The 16,456-nt window shown below is 74.9% G+C and carries 15 protein-coding genes; 12 read left to right on the top strand and 3 right to left on the bottom strand.

Annotated features, from left to right (window positions below):
• Nucleotides 1-12: 12 nt before the first annotated feature.
• The 3 genes from mftB to DQ244_RS07555 all read left to right on the top strand — a co-directional run bounded on the left by mftB (nt 13) and on the right by DQ244_RS07555 (nt 3,408).
• Complete coding sequence (mftB, locus tag DQ244_RS07565) at nt 13-303, top strand: mycofactocin biosynthesis chaperone MftB (RefSeq protein ID WP_113810871.1); 291 nt, start codon at nt 13-15, stop codon at nt 301-303.
• Entirely contained in the window at nt 300-1,523 is a 1,224-nt protein-coding gene (mftC, locus tag DQ244_RS07560; protein WP_113810870.1) for a mycofactocin radical SAM maturase, read from the top strand. The genes mftB and mftC overlap by 4 nt, the downstream gene beginning before the upstream one ends.
• 91 nt (nt 1,524-1,614) lie before the next feature.
• A complete protein-coding gene (locus DQ244_RS07555; protein WP_369832098.1) occupies nt 1,615-3,408 on the top strand; it encodes a putative bifunctional diguanylate cyclase/phosphodiesterase in 1,794 nt (597 codons plus the stop codon).
• Here the strand turns inward: DQ244_RS07555 and DQ244_RS07550 are convergent.
• Nucleotides 3,405-3,884: a pyridoxamine 5'-phosphate oxidase family protein gene (locus tag DQ244_RS07550; protein WP_113810869.1), complete on the bottom strand. Its 480-nt coding sequence runs from the start codon at nt 3,882-3,884 to the stop codon at nt 3,405-3,407. The genes DQ244_RS07555 and DQ244_RS07550 overlap by 4 nt on opposite strands.
• Before the next feature lie 40 nt (nt 3,885-3,924).
• A complete protein-coding gene (locus DQ244_RS07545; protein WP_113810868.1) occupies nt 3,925-4,290 on the bottom strand; it encodes a YchJ family protein in 366 nt (121 codons plus the stop codon).
• An 85-nt stretch (nt 4,291-4,375) separates the two neighbouring features.
• Between DQ244_RS07545 and DQ244_RS07540 the strand changes: the two genes are divergently transcribed.
• Both DQ244_RS07540 and mftE read left to right on the top strand, forming a co-directional pair.
• The gene (locus tag DQ244_RS07540) at nt 4,376-5,158 is read left to right on the top strand and encodes a response regulator (RefSeq protein ID WP_113810867.1); all 783 of its coding nucleotides are present in this window, start codon (nt 4,376-4,378) and stop codon (nt 5,156-5,158) included.
• A 23-nt stretch (nt 5,159-5,181) separates the two neighbouring features.
• A complete protein-coding gene (gene mftE / locus DQ244_RS07535) occupies nt 5,182-5,877 on the top strand; it encodes a mycofactocin biosynthesis peptidyl-dipeptidase MftE (RefSeq protein ID WP_113810866.1) in 696 nt (231 codons plus the stop codon).
• A 21-nt stretch (nt 5,878-5,898) separates the two neighbouring features.
• Here mftE and DQ244_RS07530 read toward each other — a convergent pair whose 3' ends face one another.
• Nucleotides 5,899-6,891, bottom strand: coding sequence for an iron-siderophore ABC transporter substrate-binding protein (locus tag DQ244_RS07530; RefSeq protein ID WP_113810865.1), 993 nt, complete (start codon nt 6,889-6,891; stop codon nt 5,899-5,901).
• A 91-nt stretch (nt 6,892-6,982) separates the two neighbouring features.
• Here DQ244_RS07530 and mftF point away from each other — a divergent pair, with 91 nt between their 5' ends.
• The 7 genes from mftF to DQ244_RS07495 all read left to right on the top strand — a co-directional run bounded on the left by mftF (nt 6,983) and on the right by DQ244_RS07495 (nt 16,448).
• Entirely contained in the window at nt 6,983-8,401 is a 1,419-nt protein-coding gene (gene mftF, locus DQ244_RS07525) for a mycofactocin biosynthesis glycosyltransferase MftF (protein ID WP_113810864.1), read from the top strand.
• Between the two features lie 46 nt (nt 8,402-8,447).
• Nucleotides 8,448-9,704 (top strand): MFS transporter, encoded by a 1,257-nt coding sequence (locus DQ244_RS07520; RefSeq protein ID WP_113810863.1) that lies wholly within the window; start codon nt 8,448-8,450, stop codon nt 9,702-9,704.
• An 83-nt stretch (nt 9,705-9,787) separates the two neighbouring features.
• Nucleotides 9,788-10,339, top strand: a complete 552-nt coding sequence (locus tag DQ244_RS07515; RefSeq protein ID WP_113810862.1) for a (2Fe-2S)-binding protein — start codon at nt 9,788-9,790, stop codon at nt 10,337-10,339.
• Nucleotides 10,336-12,834, top strand: coding sequence for a xanthine dehydrogenase family protein molybdopterin-binding subunit (locus tag DQ244_RS07510; protein WP_113810861.1), 2,499 nt, complete (start codon nt 10,336-10,338; stop codon nt 12,832-12,834). The genes DQ244_RS07515 and DQ244_RS07510 overlap by 4 nt, the downstream gene beginning before the upstream one ends.
• On the top strand, nt 12,831-13,688 hold the full coding sequence (locus DQ244_RS07505; protein WP_113810860.1) for a xanthine dehydrogenase family protein subunit M: 858 nt from the start codon (nt 12,831-12,833) through the stop codon (nt 13,686-13,688). Before DQ244_RS07510 ends, DQ244_RS07505 begins: the two co-directional genes overlap by 4 nt.
• Before the next feature lie 91 nt (nt 13,689-13,779).
• On the top strand, nt 13,780-14,835 hold the full coding sequence (locus DQ244_RS07500) for an SRPBCC family protein (RefSeq protein WP_113810859.1): 1,056 nt from the start codon (nt 13,780-13,782) through the stop codon (nt 14,833-14,835).
• An 80-nt stretch (nt 14,836-14,915) separates the two neighbouring features.
• Nucleotides 14,916-16,448, top strand: coding sequence for an HNH endonuclease signature motif containing protein (locus DQ244_RS07495; protein WP_113810858.1), 1,533 nt, complete (start codon nt 14,916-14,918; stop codon nt 16,446-16,448).
• Nucleotides 16,449-16,456: the final 8 nt, after the last annotated feature.

The raw sequence follows: 16,456 nt of genomic DNA, 5'->3' as shown, positions 1-16,456 counted from the left end.
CCGACCGCTGCCGTGACCGCGCCCGCCCCGGTGTTCGACCCGGCGCTGCCCTGGCAGAAGGCCTCGTCGGTCGCCCTGCGGCCCGAGCCGTTCGGCGCGCTGGTCTACTCCTTCGCCAACCGGAAGCTCTCCTTCCTGAAGTCGAAGCTCCTGGTCGCCGTCGTCACCTCGCTGGCCGACCACCCCTCGGCCGAGGCCGCGCTGGTCGCCTGCGGCGTGCCCGAGGCCCAGCACGGCGCCTACGTCAAGGCGCTGGCCGACCTGGCCCGTTCCCAGATGATCACTCCCCGGGAGTCCGCGTGACCGCCGTCCTGCCCGCCCGACCGCAGCGGCCCGAGGGCGGCCGGCTGATCGACCAGTTCGAGTACGGCCTGGACGCCCCGATCTGCCTCACCTGGGAGCTCACCTACGCCTGCAACCTGGCGTGCGTGCACTGCCTGTCCTCCTCGGGACGGCGCGACCCCCGCGAGCTCACCACCGCTGAGGCCGAGGGCGTCATCGACGAGCTGCAGCGGATGCAGGTCTTCTACGTCAACGTCGGCGGCGGCGAGCCCACGGTGCGGCCGGACTTCTGGCACCTGCTCGACTACGCGATCGGCCACGACGTCGGCGTCAAGTTCTCCACCAACGGCATCAAGCTGGACCGCACCCGCGCCCAGCAGCTGGCCCGCACCGACTACGTCGACGTGCAGATCTCCCTGGACGGCGCCACCGCCGAGGTGAACGACCGCGTGCGCGGCACGGGTTCCTTCGCCACCGCCACCCGCGCGCTGGAGAACCTCGCCGAGGCGGGGATGGAGGACTTCAAGGTCTCCGTCGTCGTCACGCGGGAGAACGTCTCGCAGCTCGACGACTTCAAGGCCCTCACCGACCGGTACGGCGCCCAGCTGCGCATCACCCGCTTCCGCCCCTCGGGCCGCGGCGCCGACGTGTGGGACCAGCTGCACCCGACCCAGGCCCAGCAGCGCGAGCTCTACGCGTGGCTGCTGGCCAACGGCGACGACGTGCTCACCGGTGACTCGTTCTTCCACCTGTCGGCGCTGGGCGAGTCGCTCCCCGGGCTCAACCTGTGCGGCGCGGGCCGGGTCGTCTGCCTGATCGACCCGGTCGGCGACGTCTACGCCTGCCCGTTCGCCATCCACGAGAACTTCCTCGCCGGCAACGTGCGCGACGGGGGCGGTTTCCAGCGGGTGTGGCAGTCCAGCGAGCTGTTCGCCGACCTGCGCAGCCCGCAGACCGGCGGCGCCTGCACGAAGTGCGCGCACTTCGACGCCTGCCGGGGCGGGTGCATGGCGGCCAAGTTCTTCACCGGCCTGCCGCTGGACGGCCCCGACCCGGAGTGCGTGCAGGGCTACGGCGAGACGGCGCTGGCCGCCCGCGACCTCGGGCTGGGCACGCCGAAGAGCCACGTCGACCACTCCCACACGGGTCCGGTCCGCGGCCAGCCGACCCTGCTCGGCATGCCGGCCATCCCGGTGAAGGCCTGCGACGAGTCGCCGCTGGCCGGGCTCCCGCTGCGCTGAGGGCACCCCCTCGGGGGGAAGGCGGTACCGGGCACTCCAGCAACTCGCGCGAGTTGCCGATGGCCCGGGTGTGATCGAACGGATGAGTGGGGTGCTCCCTCGCGGACGCGAGCTGCCCGAGGACGTCTGGCAGGGACGGCACCGCGCCATCGTGCGGTTGTCCTTCGCCGCCGCCGTCGGGCTGGTGCTGCTCGCCTGGTTCTGGGGCTACGACCAGCCGACCGCCGTCGCGGTGCTCGCCGGTGTCGCCGGACCCGCCGCCGTCGCCGCCGTTCCCACGCTCGGGCGCGCCGTCCGCGCCGCCGCCAGCACCTTCGCGCTCATGGGCGCCTCCGTGGCGCTGACCCACCTGTGGGGTGGCGTCACCGAGGCGCACTTCGCCTTCTTCGTCATGATCGGCGTCGTCTCGCTGTACCAGAGCTGGATCCCCTTCGGGATCGCGCTGGTCGTCGTCTCCGTCCACCACGGGGCGGTCGGCACGCTGTTCCCGCACGAGGTCTTCGGGCACGACGCCGCCGAGCACCAGCCGTGGCTGTGGGCCGGGATCCACGCGGCGTTCGTCCTGGCCGCGAGCCTGGCGCACCTCACCTCGTGGCGGCTCAACGAGGAGCAGGAGCTCAGCGACTCACTGACCGGCCTGGCCAACCGCACGCAGCTCGAGGAGGTCACCGCCCGCGCGCTCGGTCGTGGTGGCCCCGTCAGCGTGCTGTTCGTCGACGTCGACGACTTCAAGGACGTCAACGACAGCCGCGGTCATGCCGTCGGTGACGTCCTGCTCCGCGTCGTCGCCGAGCGGCTGCGCGCCTGCGTGCGCCCCGACGACGTCGTGGCCCGCATCGGCGGGGACGAGTTCGCCGTGGTCGTCGCCGGGAACGCCGAGGTCGCGCACGCCGTCGGCGAGCGGGTGCTGGTCTCGCTGTCCCTCCCGGTGCCCGTGGAGGACGGGATGGTGACCGTGCACGCCAGCGTGGGCGTCGCCGAGGCCACCGACGACGACCGCACCACCGGGGCGCTGCTGCGCAACGCCGACCTGGCGATGCACCTGGCCAAGGCGCAGGGCAAGAACCGGCTCGTGGGCTATGCCGACGGGATGGCCGAGGCCGCCCGCCGTCGCGCCGGCCTGCAGCAGGACCTGCTGGCCGCGGTCACCGACGACCAGCTCGAACTGCACTACCAGCCGACGGTGCGGCTCACCGACGGCCGGACCACCGGCTTCGAGGCGCTCGTCCGCTGGCGGCACCCCGAGCGCGGGCTGGTCCCGCCGATCGAGTTCATCCCGCTCGCCGAGGAGAGCGGCGCGATCGTGGACATCGGCCGCTGGGTGCTCCGCACCGCCCTCCAGCAGGGCGCCGCGTGGATCGCCGAGCGCGGCACCTCGCTGCGGATGGCGGTCAACCTCTCGCCCCGCCAGCTCTTCGACACCGACATCGTCGGCGACGTCGTCTCGGCGCTCACGGAGACCGGTTTCCCGGCCGAGCTGCTCACCCTCGAGCTCACCGAGGGCGTCCTGGTCCGGGACGTCGACGCCGTCGTGGCCCAGCTGGAGGCGCTGCGCGCTCTCGGCGTGCGGATCGCCATCGACGACTTCGGCACGGGCTTCTCGAGCCTGTCCTACCTGCGCAAGCTCCCGGCGGACGTGCTCAAGATCGACCGCAGCTTCGTCATGGACCTGCCCGCCGGCCGGTCGGCCACCACGCTGATCGCCTCGATCGTCGAGCTGGCCCGCACGCTGGGGCTGGACGTCGTCGCCGAGGGCGTGGAGACCGACGACCAGCGGCTGGCGCTGCGCGACCTCCAGTGCGGGCAGGCGCAGGGCTACTTCTTCGCCCGCCCGCAGCCGGCCGCCGAGGCCGGCGCCGCCCTCGGCGTCGCGGTCAGCGCCTAGAGCTCGACCTTCTCGTTCTCGCCGCCCTCGATCCGCTCACCGGTCGCCTTGGCCTTCACGAAGCTGAACGCGGTGGCCAGGCGGCCGCCGGGGCTGTCCCAGTACTCCGCCGAGTCGCCGTCGACCTTGATCAGCACGACCTCCGGGTCCTCGGGGCCGTTGGGGAACCACGCCTCGACGCCGCTGTTCCACAGCTCCTTCTTCTTCGCGAGGTCGTCCACGACGGTCGCGTGCCCGGTCAGCGACACCCAGGTGCCGCCCGAGCCCACGCCCACGTTCACCTGCGGCTCGGCGGCGATGTGCGCCACCGGGTGGGAGCTCCGCTCGGCGTAGAACCACAGGTCGCCGTCGAACTCGACCTCCTGCAGCGTCATGGGCCGGCTGGTCAGCTTGCCGCCGGGCGCGATCGTGGTGAGGAAGCCGAAGCGCTCACCCTTCAGCAGCTCGGCGACCTTGTGCGTGTCTTCTGCGCTCATGGACGTCCGGTGCCCACCGAGGACCGTCGCGACACCCGGCTCAGGCGGCGTCCAGGTACCGCCAGGCGCCGTCCTCGCGCACGAACCGGCTGACCTCGTGCTGCTCCCCGCCCGCGTACCGGGCGACGAACTCCACGGTGCCCTCGGCGGCCAGCATCCCGCCGCCGGTTGTCGCCAGCACGTCCAGGCCGGCCCACCGGACGTGAGGGTCGAGCTCCAGGGAACGCGGCCGGGTGGTGGGGTGCCAGGTGGCGAGCAGGTACGCGGCGTCACCCACGACGAAGGCGCTGTACCGGGAGCGCATGAGCTGCTCCGCGGTCGCCGCCGTCGCCTCCCCGGTGTGCAGCCGGCCGCAGCACTCGTCGTAGGGCAGGCCGGATCCGCAGGGGCAGCGACGAGGGGGCACGGGGGAAGTCTGCCCACCGGACGGTCGGGCTGCCGATGACAGGGGGAGTGGCACCGGAGCGTCCGGTGGAGCGGGAGGAACGCGCGTGGTCAAGGTGCTGGTGGTCGAGGACGAGGATGCGACCCGGCTGATGCTCGAGCGGCGCCTGACCTGGGCCGGCTACCGGGTCCGTGCGGCGGCCTCGGCGGACGAGGCGACGGACGCGCTGGACGGCGCCTTCGCGCCCGACGTCGTCGTCACCGACATGTTCATGCCCGGCGGCAGCGGCCTGAGCCTGGCGAACTCGCTGCGCGAGCACCCCGCGTCCGCGAACCTGCCGGTGATCTTCCTGAGCGGCCGGGCGCTGCCCGGGGACGTCTCCGCCGGCCGGTCCCTCGGCGCCACCTACCTCGCCAAGCCGTGCACGCTCGCCGACCTCGCCCGGGCGATCGACGAGGCCGCCGGCACCAGCACCGACGAGCTCGAGGACGTCGTCCGCCGCCGGCTCGGCGACGTCGCCGGGGTCGAGGAGGAGGCCGAGCGGGCGCTGACCGCGCGGCTGCTGCGCACCTTCGTGGCCGGCGCGCCGTCCGCGACCGCCGCCGTGCAGCGGGCGGCCACCGCTCAGGACGCCCCGGCGCTGGAGGCCGTGGCGCACCGCCTCGCCGGTGGCGCGGCCACCCTCGGTGCGGACGCGCTGGCGGCGTCCTGCCGCAGCCTCGAGGAGCGGGCGCACGAGGGCGACGTGGCCGGCGCGGCGGACCTGGTGGCCGCGGTGGCCGAGCAGCTCGCGCGGACCTGCGAGGTCTTCGCCGAGCTGGCCCAGGAGCTCGAGGAGGACGCCCTGGTGGAGGACGTCGTCGAGGACGAGCCGACCCCGGCTGCCTGATGCGGCGCACCTAGGGTGCGGCGGTGACCTCCCTCGCCGGCGCGACCTGGCCCGAGCTGCCGTCGCGGCCGCTGCTCGTCGTGCCCCTGGGCTCGGTCGAGCAGCACGGCCCGCACCTCCCGCTGGCCACCGACACCCGCACGGCGGAGGCGGTGGCGTCGGAGGCGGTGCCCGGCCTCCACGGCGCGCTGCTGGCCCCGGCGATCGCCTACGGGGCGAGCGGGGAGCACGAGGGCTTCCCGGGCACGGTGTCGATCGGCACCGCGGCGCTCACCACGCTCCTGGTGGAGTACGGGCGGTCCGCCGGCCGCTGGGCCGGGCGGCTGCTGGTCGTCAACGGCCACGGCGGCAACGTCGACGCCCTGCGCGCGGCGGTGCCGCTGCTGCGCGCGGAGGGCCGGGACGCGGCGTGGTGGCCGCTGACCGTGCGCGGGGGCGACGCGCACGCCGGCCGGCTGGAGACGTCGCTGATGTTGCACGTGGAACCAGCTGGGGTGCGTGGGGACCGGGCGGAGCCCGGGGAGACGGCGCCGCTGCGGGAGCTGCTGCCCCGGATGCGGGCCGAGTGCGTGCGGGCGGTGAGCCCGAACGGCGTGCTCGGGGACCCGGCGGGTGCGTCGGCCGCGGAGGGCGCGGCGCTGGTGGCGGACCTGGCCGGCCGGCTGGTCGCGGCGGTGCGGGAGTGGCGGGTGGACCCCGCCGGGCGGCTCGTGGGGTGAGCGCCCGGCGGGGTCCGCCGATCAGGCGAGCGCGTCGGCGAAGAGCGGGACGGCGTTGTCGAGGGCGTACCGGATGCCGAGCGACGAGCCGCTGGAGAACGCGTTGGTGAGCGTGGTGTCCTCGAGGACGACGGCGCGGCCCTCCCGGACGGAGGTCAGCCCCTGCCACAGCGGGTTTCCGGTGAACTGCGAGGCCTCGACGAAGATCGGGAAGACCACGGTCAGCTCGGCGTCGAGCAGCGAGACCTCCTCCTCGCTCACCGGCACGAAGAAGCTCTCCGTCGCCAGGTCCTGGATCGCGGCCTTGTTCTCGAAGCCGAGCTGCTCCATGAACTCCACCCGGGCGTCGCCGCGGACGTAGGCGCCGAAGCCCTCGGAGGTGAAGGCGCCGACGGCGACCTCGGTGCCCTCGAACTCCGGGTGCTCGGCGGCGGCGTCGGCGAAGGCCTGCTCGACCTCGGCCTGCAGCTCGCCGGCCCGCTCGGTCTCGCCCAGCGCCTGGCCGACGAGCTCGAGCTGCTGCTGCCAGGTCGTCTGGTACGGACCCACGCCCTCGGGCTGACCGATGGTCGGGGCGATCGCGCTGAGCGCCTCGTAGCGGTCCTCCTCCGCCGACGACCGGGTGTCGAGGATCAGGTCCGGCTCGAGCGCGGCGATCGCCTCGAGGCTGGGCTCCAGCGTCTCGATGATCTCCGGCGCCTCGTCGTAGAGGCCCTCGGCCCACGGGCCCACGCCCTCGCCGCCGAAGCCCAGCCAGTCGCTCGCGCCCACGGGCTGCACGCCCAGGGCCAGCGCCGTCTCCGCGTCCGACCAGCCCAGCGCCACGACCCGCTGGGGCTCCTCCTCGACGGTGACGTCGCCGAAGGCGGTGCTCACGGTCACCGGGAAGGCGCCGGAGCCGGAGGACGAGCCGCTGTCGGCGGTCGTGTCCTCCTCACCGGCGCCACAACCGGTGAGGACGAGGGCGGCGGCGGCGAGCGCGGCGGCGCCGCGGAGGGCGGGACGGACGTGCATGGTGGTCTCCTCGGTCGAACTCAGGTAAGGCTGACCTAAGCATGCCTCCATCGCGCCGTTGCGGGCGGGGCGCCGTCGCTAGGCTCGGCGGGTGACCGGTCCCGTCCCGGCCGCGCCCGCGGGCCGGCTGCCCGACGGGTTCGCCGTCCGCCTCGACCCGCGCACCCGTCGGCGCGACGGCGGGGCCACCCTGCTGGGCGGCTCGCCGCTCCGGCTGCTCCGGCTCGCGCCGCGGGCGGCGGAGCTGCTGGGCGCCGACCGGGTCGAGGTCCGGGACGCGACGACGGCCGCCCTGGCCGCGCGCCTGCTCGACGCCGGGGTCGCCCACCCCTCGCTCGTGCCGGGCGGGGACGCCGCGGTGACCGTGGTGATCCCGGTGCGCGACCGCCCCGCGGAGCTCGCCCGGCTGCTCGACGCGCTCCGGGCGGACCCGGCCACGGCGGCGCTGCCGGTGGTCATGGTCGACGACGGGTCGCGCGCGCCGGTCGCGGTGCCGGCCGGGGTGCGCGTGGTCCGGCACCCGTCGTCCCGCGGCCCGGCCGCCGCCCGCAACGCCGGGCTGGCCGCGGCGACGACCGACGTCGTCGCGTTCCTCGACTCCGACTGCGTGCCGCGCCCCGGCTGGCTGGCCCGGCTGCTGCCGCACCTCGCCGATCCCCGGCTGGCCGTCGTCGCCCCGCGGATCGTCCCGCTCGACGGCGCGGCCCGCGGGTGGCCGAGCGCCTACGAGGACGTCGCCGGCGCGCTCGACATGGGTGCGCGGCCCGCGGCGGTCCGCCCGCTGACGACGGTGTCCTACGTGCCCAGTGCCGCCCTGCTGGTGCGGCGGGCGGCCGTGGGCGGCGGGTTCGACCCGGCGATGCGGGTGGCGGAGGACGTCGACCTGGTCTGGCGGCTGACCGCTGCCGGGTGGCGGGTGCGCTACGAGCCGGCCGCCGAGGTGGCGCACGAGCACCCGGCCGCGCTCGGCGAGTGGCTGCGCCGCCGCGCGTTCTACGGCACGGGCGCGGCCCTGCTGGCCGACCGGCACGGTGGCGCGGTGGCGCCGGTGGTGCTCGCGCCGGAGACCGCGCTGACCTGGGCGCTCGCCCTGGCCGGCGGGCGGTGGGGGCGCGTCGCGGCGGGAGGCGTGCTCGGGGGGACGGGGCTGCGGCTGGCTCGCCGGCTCCGGCGGCCGGGCGAGCCGCTGCCCGCGGCGCTCGCGGCGGCGCTCACCGCGCGGGGGCTGGCCGCCTCCGGGCAGACCCTGGCCCGCGCCGCCACCCGCCACCACTGGCCGGTCGCCGTCGCCGCCGCGCTCCTGTCCCGCCGCGCCCGGCGCGGGGTGCTCGCCGTGGCCGTGGCCGACGGCCTGGTCGCCTGGTGGCCGCACCGCGAGCGGTCCGGACCGTTCCGTCACGTTCTGGCACGTCGGCTCGACGACCTCGCCTACGGCGCGGGGCTCTGGACCGGCGCCGTCCGCGCGAGGAACCCCCGGGCCCTGCTGCCCGTCCGGCCGCCGCGCGCATGACCCGCCGGCCGGGAATGCTGAGCGGTGCTCACGGCTTCGCCCCAGGGTGACCACCGCACCGCCCGCACCGCCCGCACCCCTCTCGACCGGACGGCTGGTGGCCGCCGTCGTCGCCCTGGCGCTGGGCGGCTTCGCGATCGGCACCACCGAGTTCGTGACGATGGGCCTGCTGCCCGACATCGCCGACGGCGTGGGCGTCGACATCCCCTCGGCCGGTCACGTCATCTCGGCCTACGCCCTGGGCGTGGTCGTGGGAGCGCCGGTGATCGCGGCGCTCAGCGCGCGGCTGCCCCGGCGGGCGCTGCTGGTCGGGCTCATGGGCGCCCTGCTCGCCGGCAACGTGCTGACCGCCGTGGCGCCCGGCTACACCACGCTGCTGCTCGCCCGGTTCGTCGCCGGCCTCCCGCACGGCGCCTACTTCGGCGTCGCCTCCCTGGTCGCCGCCTCCCTGGTGGCCCCGCACCTGCGCGGTCGCGCGGTCAGCTCGGTGATGCTCGGCCTCTCCGTCGCGCTGGTCGCCGGGGTGCCCGCCGCCACCTGGCTGGGTCAGACGGTCGGCTGGCGGGGCGCGTACTGGCTGGTCGTCGTCCTCGCCGCGGCCACCGTCGCCGCGGTGCTCGCCGCCGTCCCCTCGATGCCCGGCCGCCCCGAGGCCACGGTCCGCGGCGAGCTGGGGGCGCTGCGCCGCCCGCAGGTGCTGCTGACCCTGGGGGTCGGCGTCGTCGGGTTCGGCGGCATGTTCGCGCTCTACAGCTACATCGCCCCTGTGGTCACCGATGTCGCCGGCCTGAGCCGCGGCACGCTGCCGGTGGTCCTGTTCTTGTACGGCATCGGCGGCGTCGTCGGGACGGCTCTGGCCGGACGGCTCGGCGACTGGTCGCTGTTCCGCTCGGTCGTCGGAGCCCTGGTGACCCTGATGGGGATGCTCGCCGTCGTCGCCCTGGTCGCGCCCTCGCCCCCGGCCCTGGTCGTCGGTGTCTTCCTGGTGTCGGTGAGCGGCTCGACCCTGGCGATCCTGCTGCAGCTGCGGCTGATGGAGACCGCCGGCGAGGCCCAGATGCTCGGAGCGGCGCTGAACCACTCGGCGCTCAACCTCGCCAACGCGCTCGGGGCGTGGGCCGGCGGTCTGGTGATCGCCGCGGGTCTCGGCTTCCGCGCGCCCAGTGTCGTCGGGGCGGGTCTGGCGGCGGCCGGGCTGGTGCCCCTGGCCCTCTCGGCGGTGCTCCGGCGCCGGGAGCTGCGGGCCCTCGAGCAGGCGGCCGGGGCGGGTGTCCCGGATCCCGCGAAGGTGAGCGTGGCCTAAGTCACTCCTCCGGGTGCAGACTCCGGGTCGGGCCCACGGTCATCCGTGGACGCCGTAGACCCCTGCAACGAGGCGGAGGACTGATGACCCCCATCACCGTGCGCGTGGACGGCGCAACCTGTGCGGACGACGTCGAACCGCGGACCCTGCTGGTCCACTACCTGAGGGAGCAGCTCGGCAAGGTCGGGACGGTCGTCGGGTGCGACACCAGCAACTGCGGCGCCTGCACCGTGCACCTCGACGGCGAGGCCGTGAAGAGCTGCACCGTCCTGGCCGTCCAGGCCGACGGCTCCGAGGTGACGACGATCGAGGGCGTCGCGAGCGGCGCCGAGCTGCACCCGGTGCAGAAGGCCTTCCACGAGATGCACGGCCTGCAGTGCGGCTACTGCACGCCGGGGATGATCATGGCCTCGATCGACCTGCTCCAGGACAACCCCGACCCCAGCGACGACGAGGTGCGCGAGGGCATCGAGGGCAACCTCTGCCGCTGCACCGGCTACCAGAACATCGTCCGGGCGGTCCGCTGCGCGGCCGCCGAGATGCGCGGCGTCTCCAACGGGCACGTCTCACCCGACCACGTCTCCCCGGCCGTCGTGGACACCGCGGCCGCCCCGCACGTGGCGGCGCAGCAGTGACCGCCGTCGAGGACCGCGCGGGCACCGCTGCCGCGCCGGAGAAGGAGATCGGCAGGGCGCGCCGCCGCAAGGAGGACGCGCGGCTGATCACCGGCCGCACCACCTGGACCGACAACATGGTCCTGCCCGGGATGCTGCACCTGGCCGTCGTCCGCTCGCCCGTGGCCCACGCGCGGATCACCTCCGTGGACGTCAGCGCCGCGCGGGAGGCGCCGGGCGTCGTCGCCGTCTTCACCGGGAAGGACCTCGCCGAGGAGCAGGGCTCGCTGCCCTGCGCCTGGCCGGTCACCCCCGACATGGTCAACCCGGGCCACCCCTCGATCGCCGTCGACCAGGTCAACCACGTCGGCGAGGCGGTCGCGGTGATCGTGGCTCGCAGCAAGGCCGCGGCCCAGGACGCCGTGGAGCTCGCCGACATCGACTACGAGCCGCTGCCCGTCGTGCTCGACATGGAACAGGCGGTGCAGGACGGCGCCGACCTCGTGCACGACCACCTGGAGTCCAACACCAGCTACCACTTCGTCTTCGACGCCGGCGAGATGGGCACCGGCGGTGACACCGAGCAGGCGTTCTCCGGCGCCGACGTCGTCGTCAGCCGGCGGTTCGTCCAGCAGCGGCTGATCCCGGCGTTCATGGAGCCCCGCTCGGTGGTCGTCCAGCCGCAGGGCGACAACTACACGATGTGGTCGGCGACCCAGATCCCGCACATCCTGCGCGTGATGGCGGCGATGGTCACCGGCATCCCGGAGCACAAGCTGCGGGTCATCGCCCCCGACGTCGGTGGCGGGTTCGGCGGCAAGCTGCAGGTGAACCCGGAGGAGATCCTCTGCCTGCTCATCGCCCGCCGGCTCGGCAAGCCGGTCAAGTGGACCGAGACCCGCAGCGAGTCGCTGATGACCGCCCACCACGGCCGCGACCAGGTGCAGTTCGTGGACGTCGCGGCGGACCGTGAGGGCAACATCAAGGGGCTGCGCGTGCGGCTGCTGGCCGACATGGGTGCCTACCTGCGGCTGATCACGCCGGGTGTGCCGGCGCTGGGCGCGTTCATGTACCCGGGGATCTACAAGTTCCCGGCCTACCGCTTCGAGTGCGACGGCGTGTTCACCAACAAGGTGCCCACCGACGCCTACCGCGGTGCCGGCCGGCCGGAGGCCACCTTCGCGATCGAGCGGATCATGGACGAGCTCGCCGTCGAGCTGGGCATGGACCCGCTGGAGCTGCGTCGGAAGAACTGGATCGACGCCGCCGAGTTCCCGTTCACCACCGTGGCAGGGCTCGCCTACGACAGCGGCGACTACGAGTCGGCGACCCAGCAGGCGCTGGAGCTGCTCGGCTACGACGAGCTCCGCGAGGAGCAGCGCCGTCGCCGCGAGTCGGGCGACCCGGTCCAGCTGGGCATCGGCATCTCCACCTTCACCGAGATGTGCGGCCTGGCGCCCTCCCGGGTGCTCGGCTCGCTCGCCTTCGGCGCCGGCGGCTGGGAGCACGCGTCCATCCGGATGCTGCCGACCGGCAAGGTCGAGGTCGTCACCGGCTCGACGCCGCACGGCCAGGGCCACGAGACGGCGTGGAGCCAGTTGGTCGCCGACTCGCTCGGGGTGCCGTTCGAGGACGTCGAGGTGCTGCACGGCGACACCGCGATCTCCTCCCGCGGGCTGGACACCTACGGCTCGCGGTCCCTGGTGGTCGGCGGCTCGGCGGTGGTCAAGGCCGCCGACAAGGTGATCGCCAAGGCACGGAAGATCGCCGCGCACCTGCTCGAGGCCAGCGAGGACGACCTGGAGTTCGAGGGCGGCAAGTTCTCCGTGCGCGGGACGCCCGGCACGGGCCTGGGCATCCAGGAGATCGCCCTGGCGATCTTCGCCGCGCACGACTACCCGGAGGGCATCGAGCCCTCGATCGACGCCGAGGCGACGTTCGACCCGGAGAACTTCTCGTTCCCGCACGGCACCCACCTCTGCGCCATGGAGGTCGACACCGACACCGGGTTCGTGAAGATCCGCAAGTACGCCTGCGTCGACGACGTCGGCACGATCGTGAACCCGCTGATCGTCGAGGGGCAGGTGCACGGCGGCCTGGCGCAGGGCATCGCGCAGGCCCTGTACGAGGAGGCCGTCTACGACGCCGACGGCAACCTCACCACCGGCACCTTCGTCGACTACCTGGTGCCCTCGGCCGCCGACCTGCCGCACTTCGACACCGGCAACACGGTGCACGCGGCGCCCGGCAACCCGATCGGCGCCAAGGGCGTGGGGGAGGCCGGCTGCATCGCCTCCACCCCCGCCGTCGTCAACGCCGCGCTGGACGCCGTCCGGCACCTGGGCGTGACCGACATCCGCATGCCGCTGACGCCCGAACGGGTCTGGCGTGCGATCCACCAGGGGGGTGACGGCGGGGACCGCGCCACCGCCGGCAGCAACGCCTACGGCGGCGCGCAGACCGAGACCACCGCAGGTGTCGCCACCGACGCCTCGTCGCTGGGAGGCGACCGATGATCCCCGCTCCCTTCGCCTACGCCCGGCCGACGACGGTCGAGGAGGCACTGCAGGCGATCGCCGACGGCGGCGAGGACGTCAAGGTCCTCGCCGGCGGGCAGTCGCTCATCCCGGTCATGCGGCTGCGGCTGGCCGCACCGGAGACCGTCGTCGACCTCGGCAAGGTCGAGGGCTTGCGAGGCGTCCGGGACGACGGCGACGCGATCGTCATCGGTGCGATGACGACGCACTCCGACGTCATGGCCGACCCGCTGATCGCCGAGCACGCGCCGCTCATCGCCGAGGCCACCGGCACCGTCGCCGACCGGCAGGTGCGCCACCGCGGGACCTTCGGCGGGGCGCTGGTGCACGCCGATCCCGCCGGCGACCTGCCGGCGGTGGCCCTGGCGCTGGACGCGGAGTTCGTCATCGTCGGGCCGGGGGGACGGCGGACCGTGCCGGCGAGCGAGTTCTTCGTGGACTACCTGACCACCGCGGTCGGCGAGGGCGACCTCCTGGTCGAGGTGCGGGTGCCGAAGCTCAGCGGTGAGTGGTCCATGCGCTACGAGAAGTTCAACCGCGTGGCGCAGGCCTGGTCGATCGTGGCGGTGGCCGCGGCGGTGCGGCGGGAGAACGGCCGGATCGCCGAGGCCCGGATCGGGCTGACCAACATGGGCCCCACGCCGCTGCGCGCCCGCCAGGTCGAGGAGGCCCTCGCGGGCGCCGAGGCGACGGCGGAGGCGGTCGCCGCCGCCTGCGAGCGGGCGGCCGAGGGGACCGAGCCGAGCAGCGACCTGAACGCCCAGGCCGACTACCGGCAACACCTCGCGAAGGTGCTGACGCGCCGGGCGGTGAGCACCGCCGCCGGGCTGTAGCTTGGAGGACCCCCGTGCCCCCCGGCACTCGCAGGCTCGTGCCGGGGCCCTGCACGGGGGCCGTTCCAGTCCGTCACCTGGAGGTCGCACCGTGCAGCTGGAGAACTCGTTCACCGTCCCGGTGCCCGTCGACGAGGCGTGGCGGGTGCTGCTCGACATCGAGCGGATCGCGCCGTGCATGCCCGGTGCCGCGCTGGACTCGGTCACGGGTGACGACTTCACCGGCCGGGTGAAGGTGAAGCTGGGGCCGATCAACCTGACGTACCAGGGCAAGGCCTCGTTCATCGAGAAGGACGAGGCGGCGCACCGGGCGGTCATCGACGCGCGCGGCAAGGACCAGCGGGGCAACGGCACGGCGGCGGCGACGGTGACGGCGGTGCTCAAGGCAGAGGGGTCGGTCACGCGGGTCGACGTCCTCACCGACCTGAACATCACCGGGCGCCCGGCGCAGTTCGGTCGCGGCGTGATGACCGACGTCGGCAACAAGCTCCTCGGCCAGTTCGCCGACAAGCTCGCCGCCCAGCTGGGCGAGGGCGACGCGCAGGGCGACGCCCAGCGGGAGACCGCGGCGCAGAAGGCGGTCGCGACCGCCTCCGGCGCCGTCGAGGAGATCGCCGCCTCCGCCGAGCAGGCGGCGGGCAACGGTGCGGGCGGCAAGGCGGTCAAGAAGGCTGCCGCGGCCACGAAGAAGGCTGCGGCCGCCACCACGGACAAGGTGACGCCGGCCGGCGAGGACGGCACGGCGGCGGCCAAGGCGGCACCCGCGAAGACCACGCCCATCAAGGCGGCGCCGGCCAAGGCAGCGCCGGCGAAGACGGCGGCCAAGAAGGCCGGGGCGCCCGCGGCGGCCGACTCGGCTCCCGCCGCGCGCGACACCGCGCCCGGGGCGAAGGCGCCCAGCACGCCGCCGAAGGGGCCCACGGCACCGCCGGCCCGGCCCGCCACCGGGGCGCCGCTGCGCAGCGTGCCCGCGGCCGGCCCGGCGACGACGCCCACCGTGCGCCCGGAGCAGGCGGAGCCGGAGCCGATCGACCTCCTCGAGGTGGCCGGCGGAGCGGCGCTCTCGCGGTACGCCGCGCCCGCGGCCGGGGTCGCCGCGGCGGTCCTCGTGGTGACGCTGCTCGTGCGCCGCCGTCGCCGTCGCTGACGGTCCTCCACCACGGCAGGACCCGGCGCTCTCCGGCTGAGCTTGCGAAAAGTGTCGTACCCCGCCTCTAGCCTGCGGGTATGTCCTCGGGTGGCGGGTTCGCGGTGGGTGTCACCGTGGTGCCGGTCGACCCGGTGCCCTCGCGGTGGGAGCTGCTGGATCCTGATCCGGCGCCCGTCGGGGAGCCGTTGAGCGCGTGGCTGCCGGCTCGCCGGAGCGCCTCGGACGCGGCGGTGCTGCTGGGTCAGATCGTGGCGGCGGAATCGCAGCTGGCCGCGCTCCGGGTGGAGCTGGTCGTGGATCTGGCGTCCGCTCGTCCGGCGCCGGTCGATCCGCTGCCCGGTGGGCACGGCGCCGGCGCGACCGGTCCGGCCGGGGTGAGCGAGTTCGTGCCCGACGAGCTGGCGGCGGTGCAGAACAGCAGCCGCGCGGCGGCGGTGACGCTGCTGGAGCACGCCGACCTGCTCACCACCGTCCTGCCGGGCACGTTCGGGGAGCTGCGGCTGGGGCGGCTGGACTGGCCGCGGGCCCGGGCGATCGCCACGGAGGTGGCGGCCACCGGCCGGGACACCGACCCGGCGGTGATCGCCGCCGCCGAGGCCGCGGTCCTTCCTCGGGCGCTCGAGCTGGGTGTGGGCAAGCTGCGGGAGGCGGTGCGGGCGGAGCTGGTGGCCCGGGACGCCGCCGCGGCCGACCGGCGACGGGCGCAGCGGCAGCGCAACGCCGACGTGACCGTGCGTCCGGTCGGCGACGGGATGAGCGAGCTGCGCGTCCTCCTGCCCCACCCCGAAGCACGCGGCTGCCGCGACACCGCTGATCGGCACGCCCGGGCGGCGAAGGACGCCGGTGACCTGCGTCCGATCGGGATGCTGCGGACCGGCGCGGTGGCCGACCTGATCCTGCGCCCCTGGCAGGAGCAGCCTTCGGTCACCGCGCAGCTGACCGTGGTCGCCCCGCTGGACGCGCTCACCCCGGACCGGTTCCTGGCCTCCGGTGCCCCGCTGCCCGCCGCGTTCTCCCCGCCCGCCACGTCCGCGCCCGCTGCGCCGGGCCCGATCGGGGAGGTCGACGGCGAACCGGTCACCGCCGGCCACCTGCGCGAGCTGCTCACCCGCCTCGACGCCCTCGGCGTCCAGGCGCCGGCCGCCGGCACCCTCGAGATCGCGATCACCGACCACACCGGGGCGCTGCTGGCCCTCACCGGCCGCACCGAGCTCGAGCGGCTGGCCCGCCAGGGCGGCTCGCTGGGCCTCCCCGGTGCGGTCGACCGCTACCGCCCCTCGGCCGCCCACTTCCGCTTCACCAGGGCCCGGGACCGCACCTGCCGGCATCCCGGCTGCACCGTCCGCGCCGGCTGGGCCGACCTGGACCACGTCGTCCCGCACGCCGATGGCGGGGAAACCGACTGCGCGAACCTGTGCTGCCTGTGCCGCCACCACCACCGGCTCAAGACCCACGCGCCGGGCTGGACCCACACGATGAGCGACGACGGCGTGCTCACCGTCATCACACCCTCCGGCGTCACCCGGATCAGCCGACCACCGGGCTACCGCGTCCTCGTCGAACCACCGCAGCCACCACCGCCCCCGGCACACGACCCACCGCCCTTCTGAGGCGGACG

The sequence above is a fragment of the Blastococcus sp. TBT05-19 genome, assembly GCF_003319095.1.
GTDB lineage: Bacteria > Actinomycetota > Actinomycetes > Mycobacteriales > Geodermatophilaceae > Blastococcus.
The sequence above is the reverse complement of the archived record's forward strand: the minus strand, read 5'-3'. Positions and strand labels throughout refer to the sequence as shown.

Coding starts and splice junctions, on each gene's coding strand:
- DQ244_RS07550 (WP_113810869.1), bottom strand. CDS start 3,884: ATGAGCGCAGAAGACACGCACAAGGTCGCCGAGCTGCTGAAGGGTGAG.
- DQ244_RS07530 (WP_113810865.1), bottom strand. CDS start 6,891: ATGCACGTCCGTCCCGCCCTCCGCGGCGCCGCCGCGCTCGCCGCCGCC.
- DQ244_RS07515 (WP_113810862.1), top strand. CDS start 9,788: ATGACCCCCATCACCGTGCGCGTGGACGGCGCAACCTGTGCGGACGAC.
- DQ244_RS07505 (WP_113810860.1), top strand. CDS start 12,831: ATGATCCCCGCTCCCTTCGCCTACGCCCGGCCGACGACGGTCGAGGAG.
- DQ244_RS07495 (WP_113810858.1), top strand. CDS start 14,916: ATGTCCTCGGGTGGCGGGTTCGCGGTGGGTGTCACCGTGGTGCCGGTC.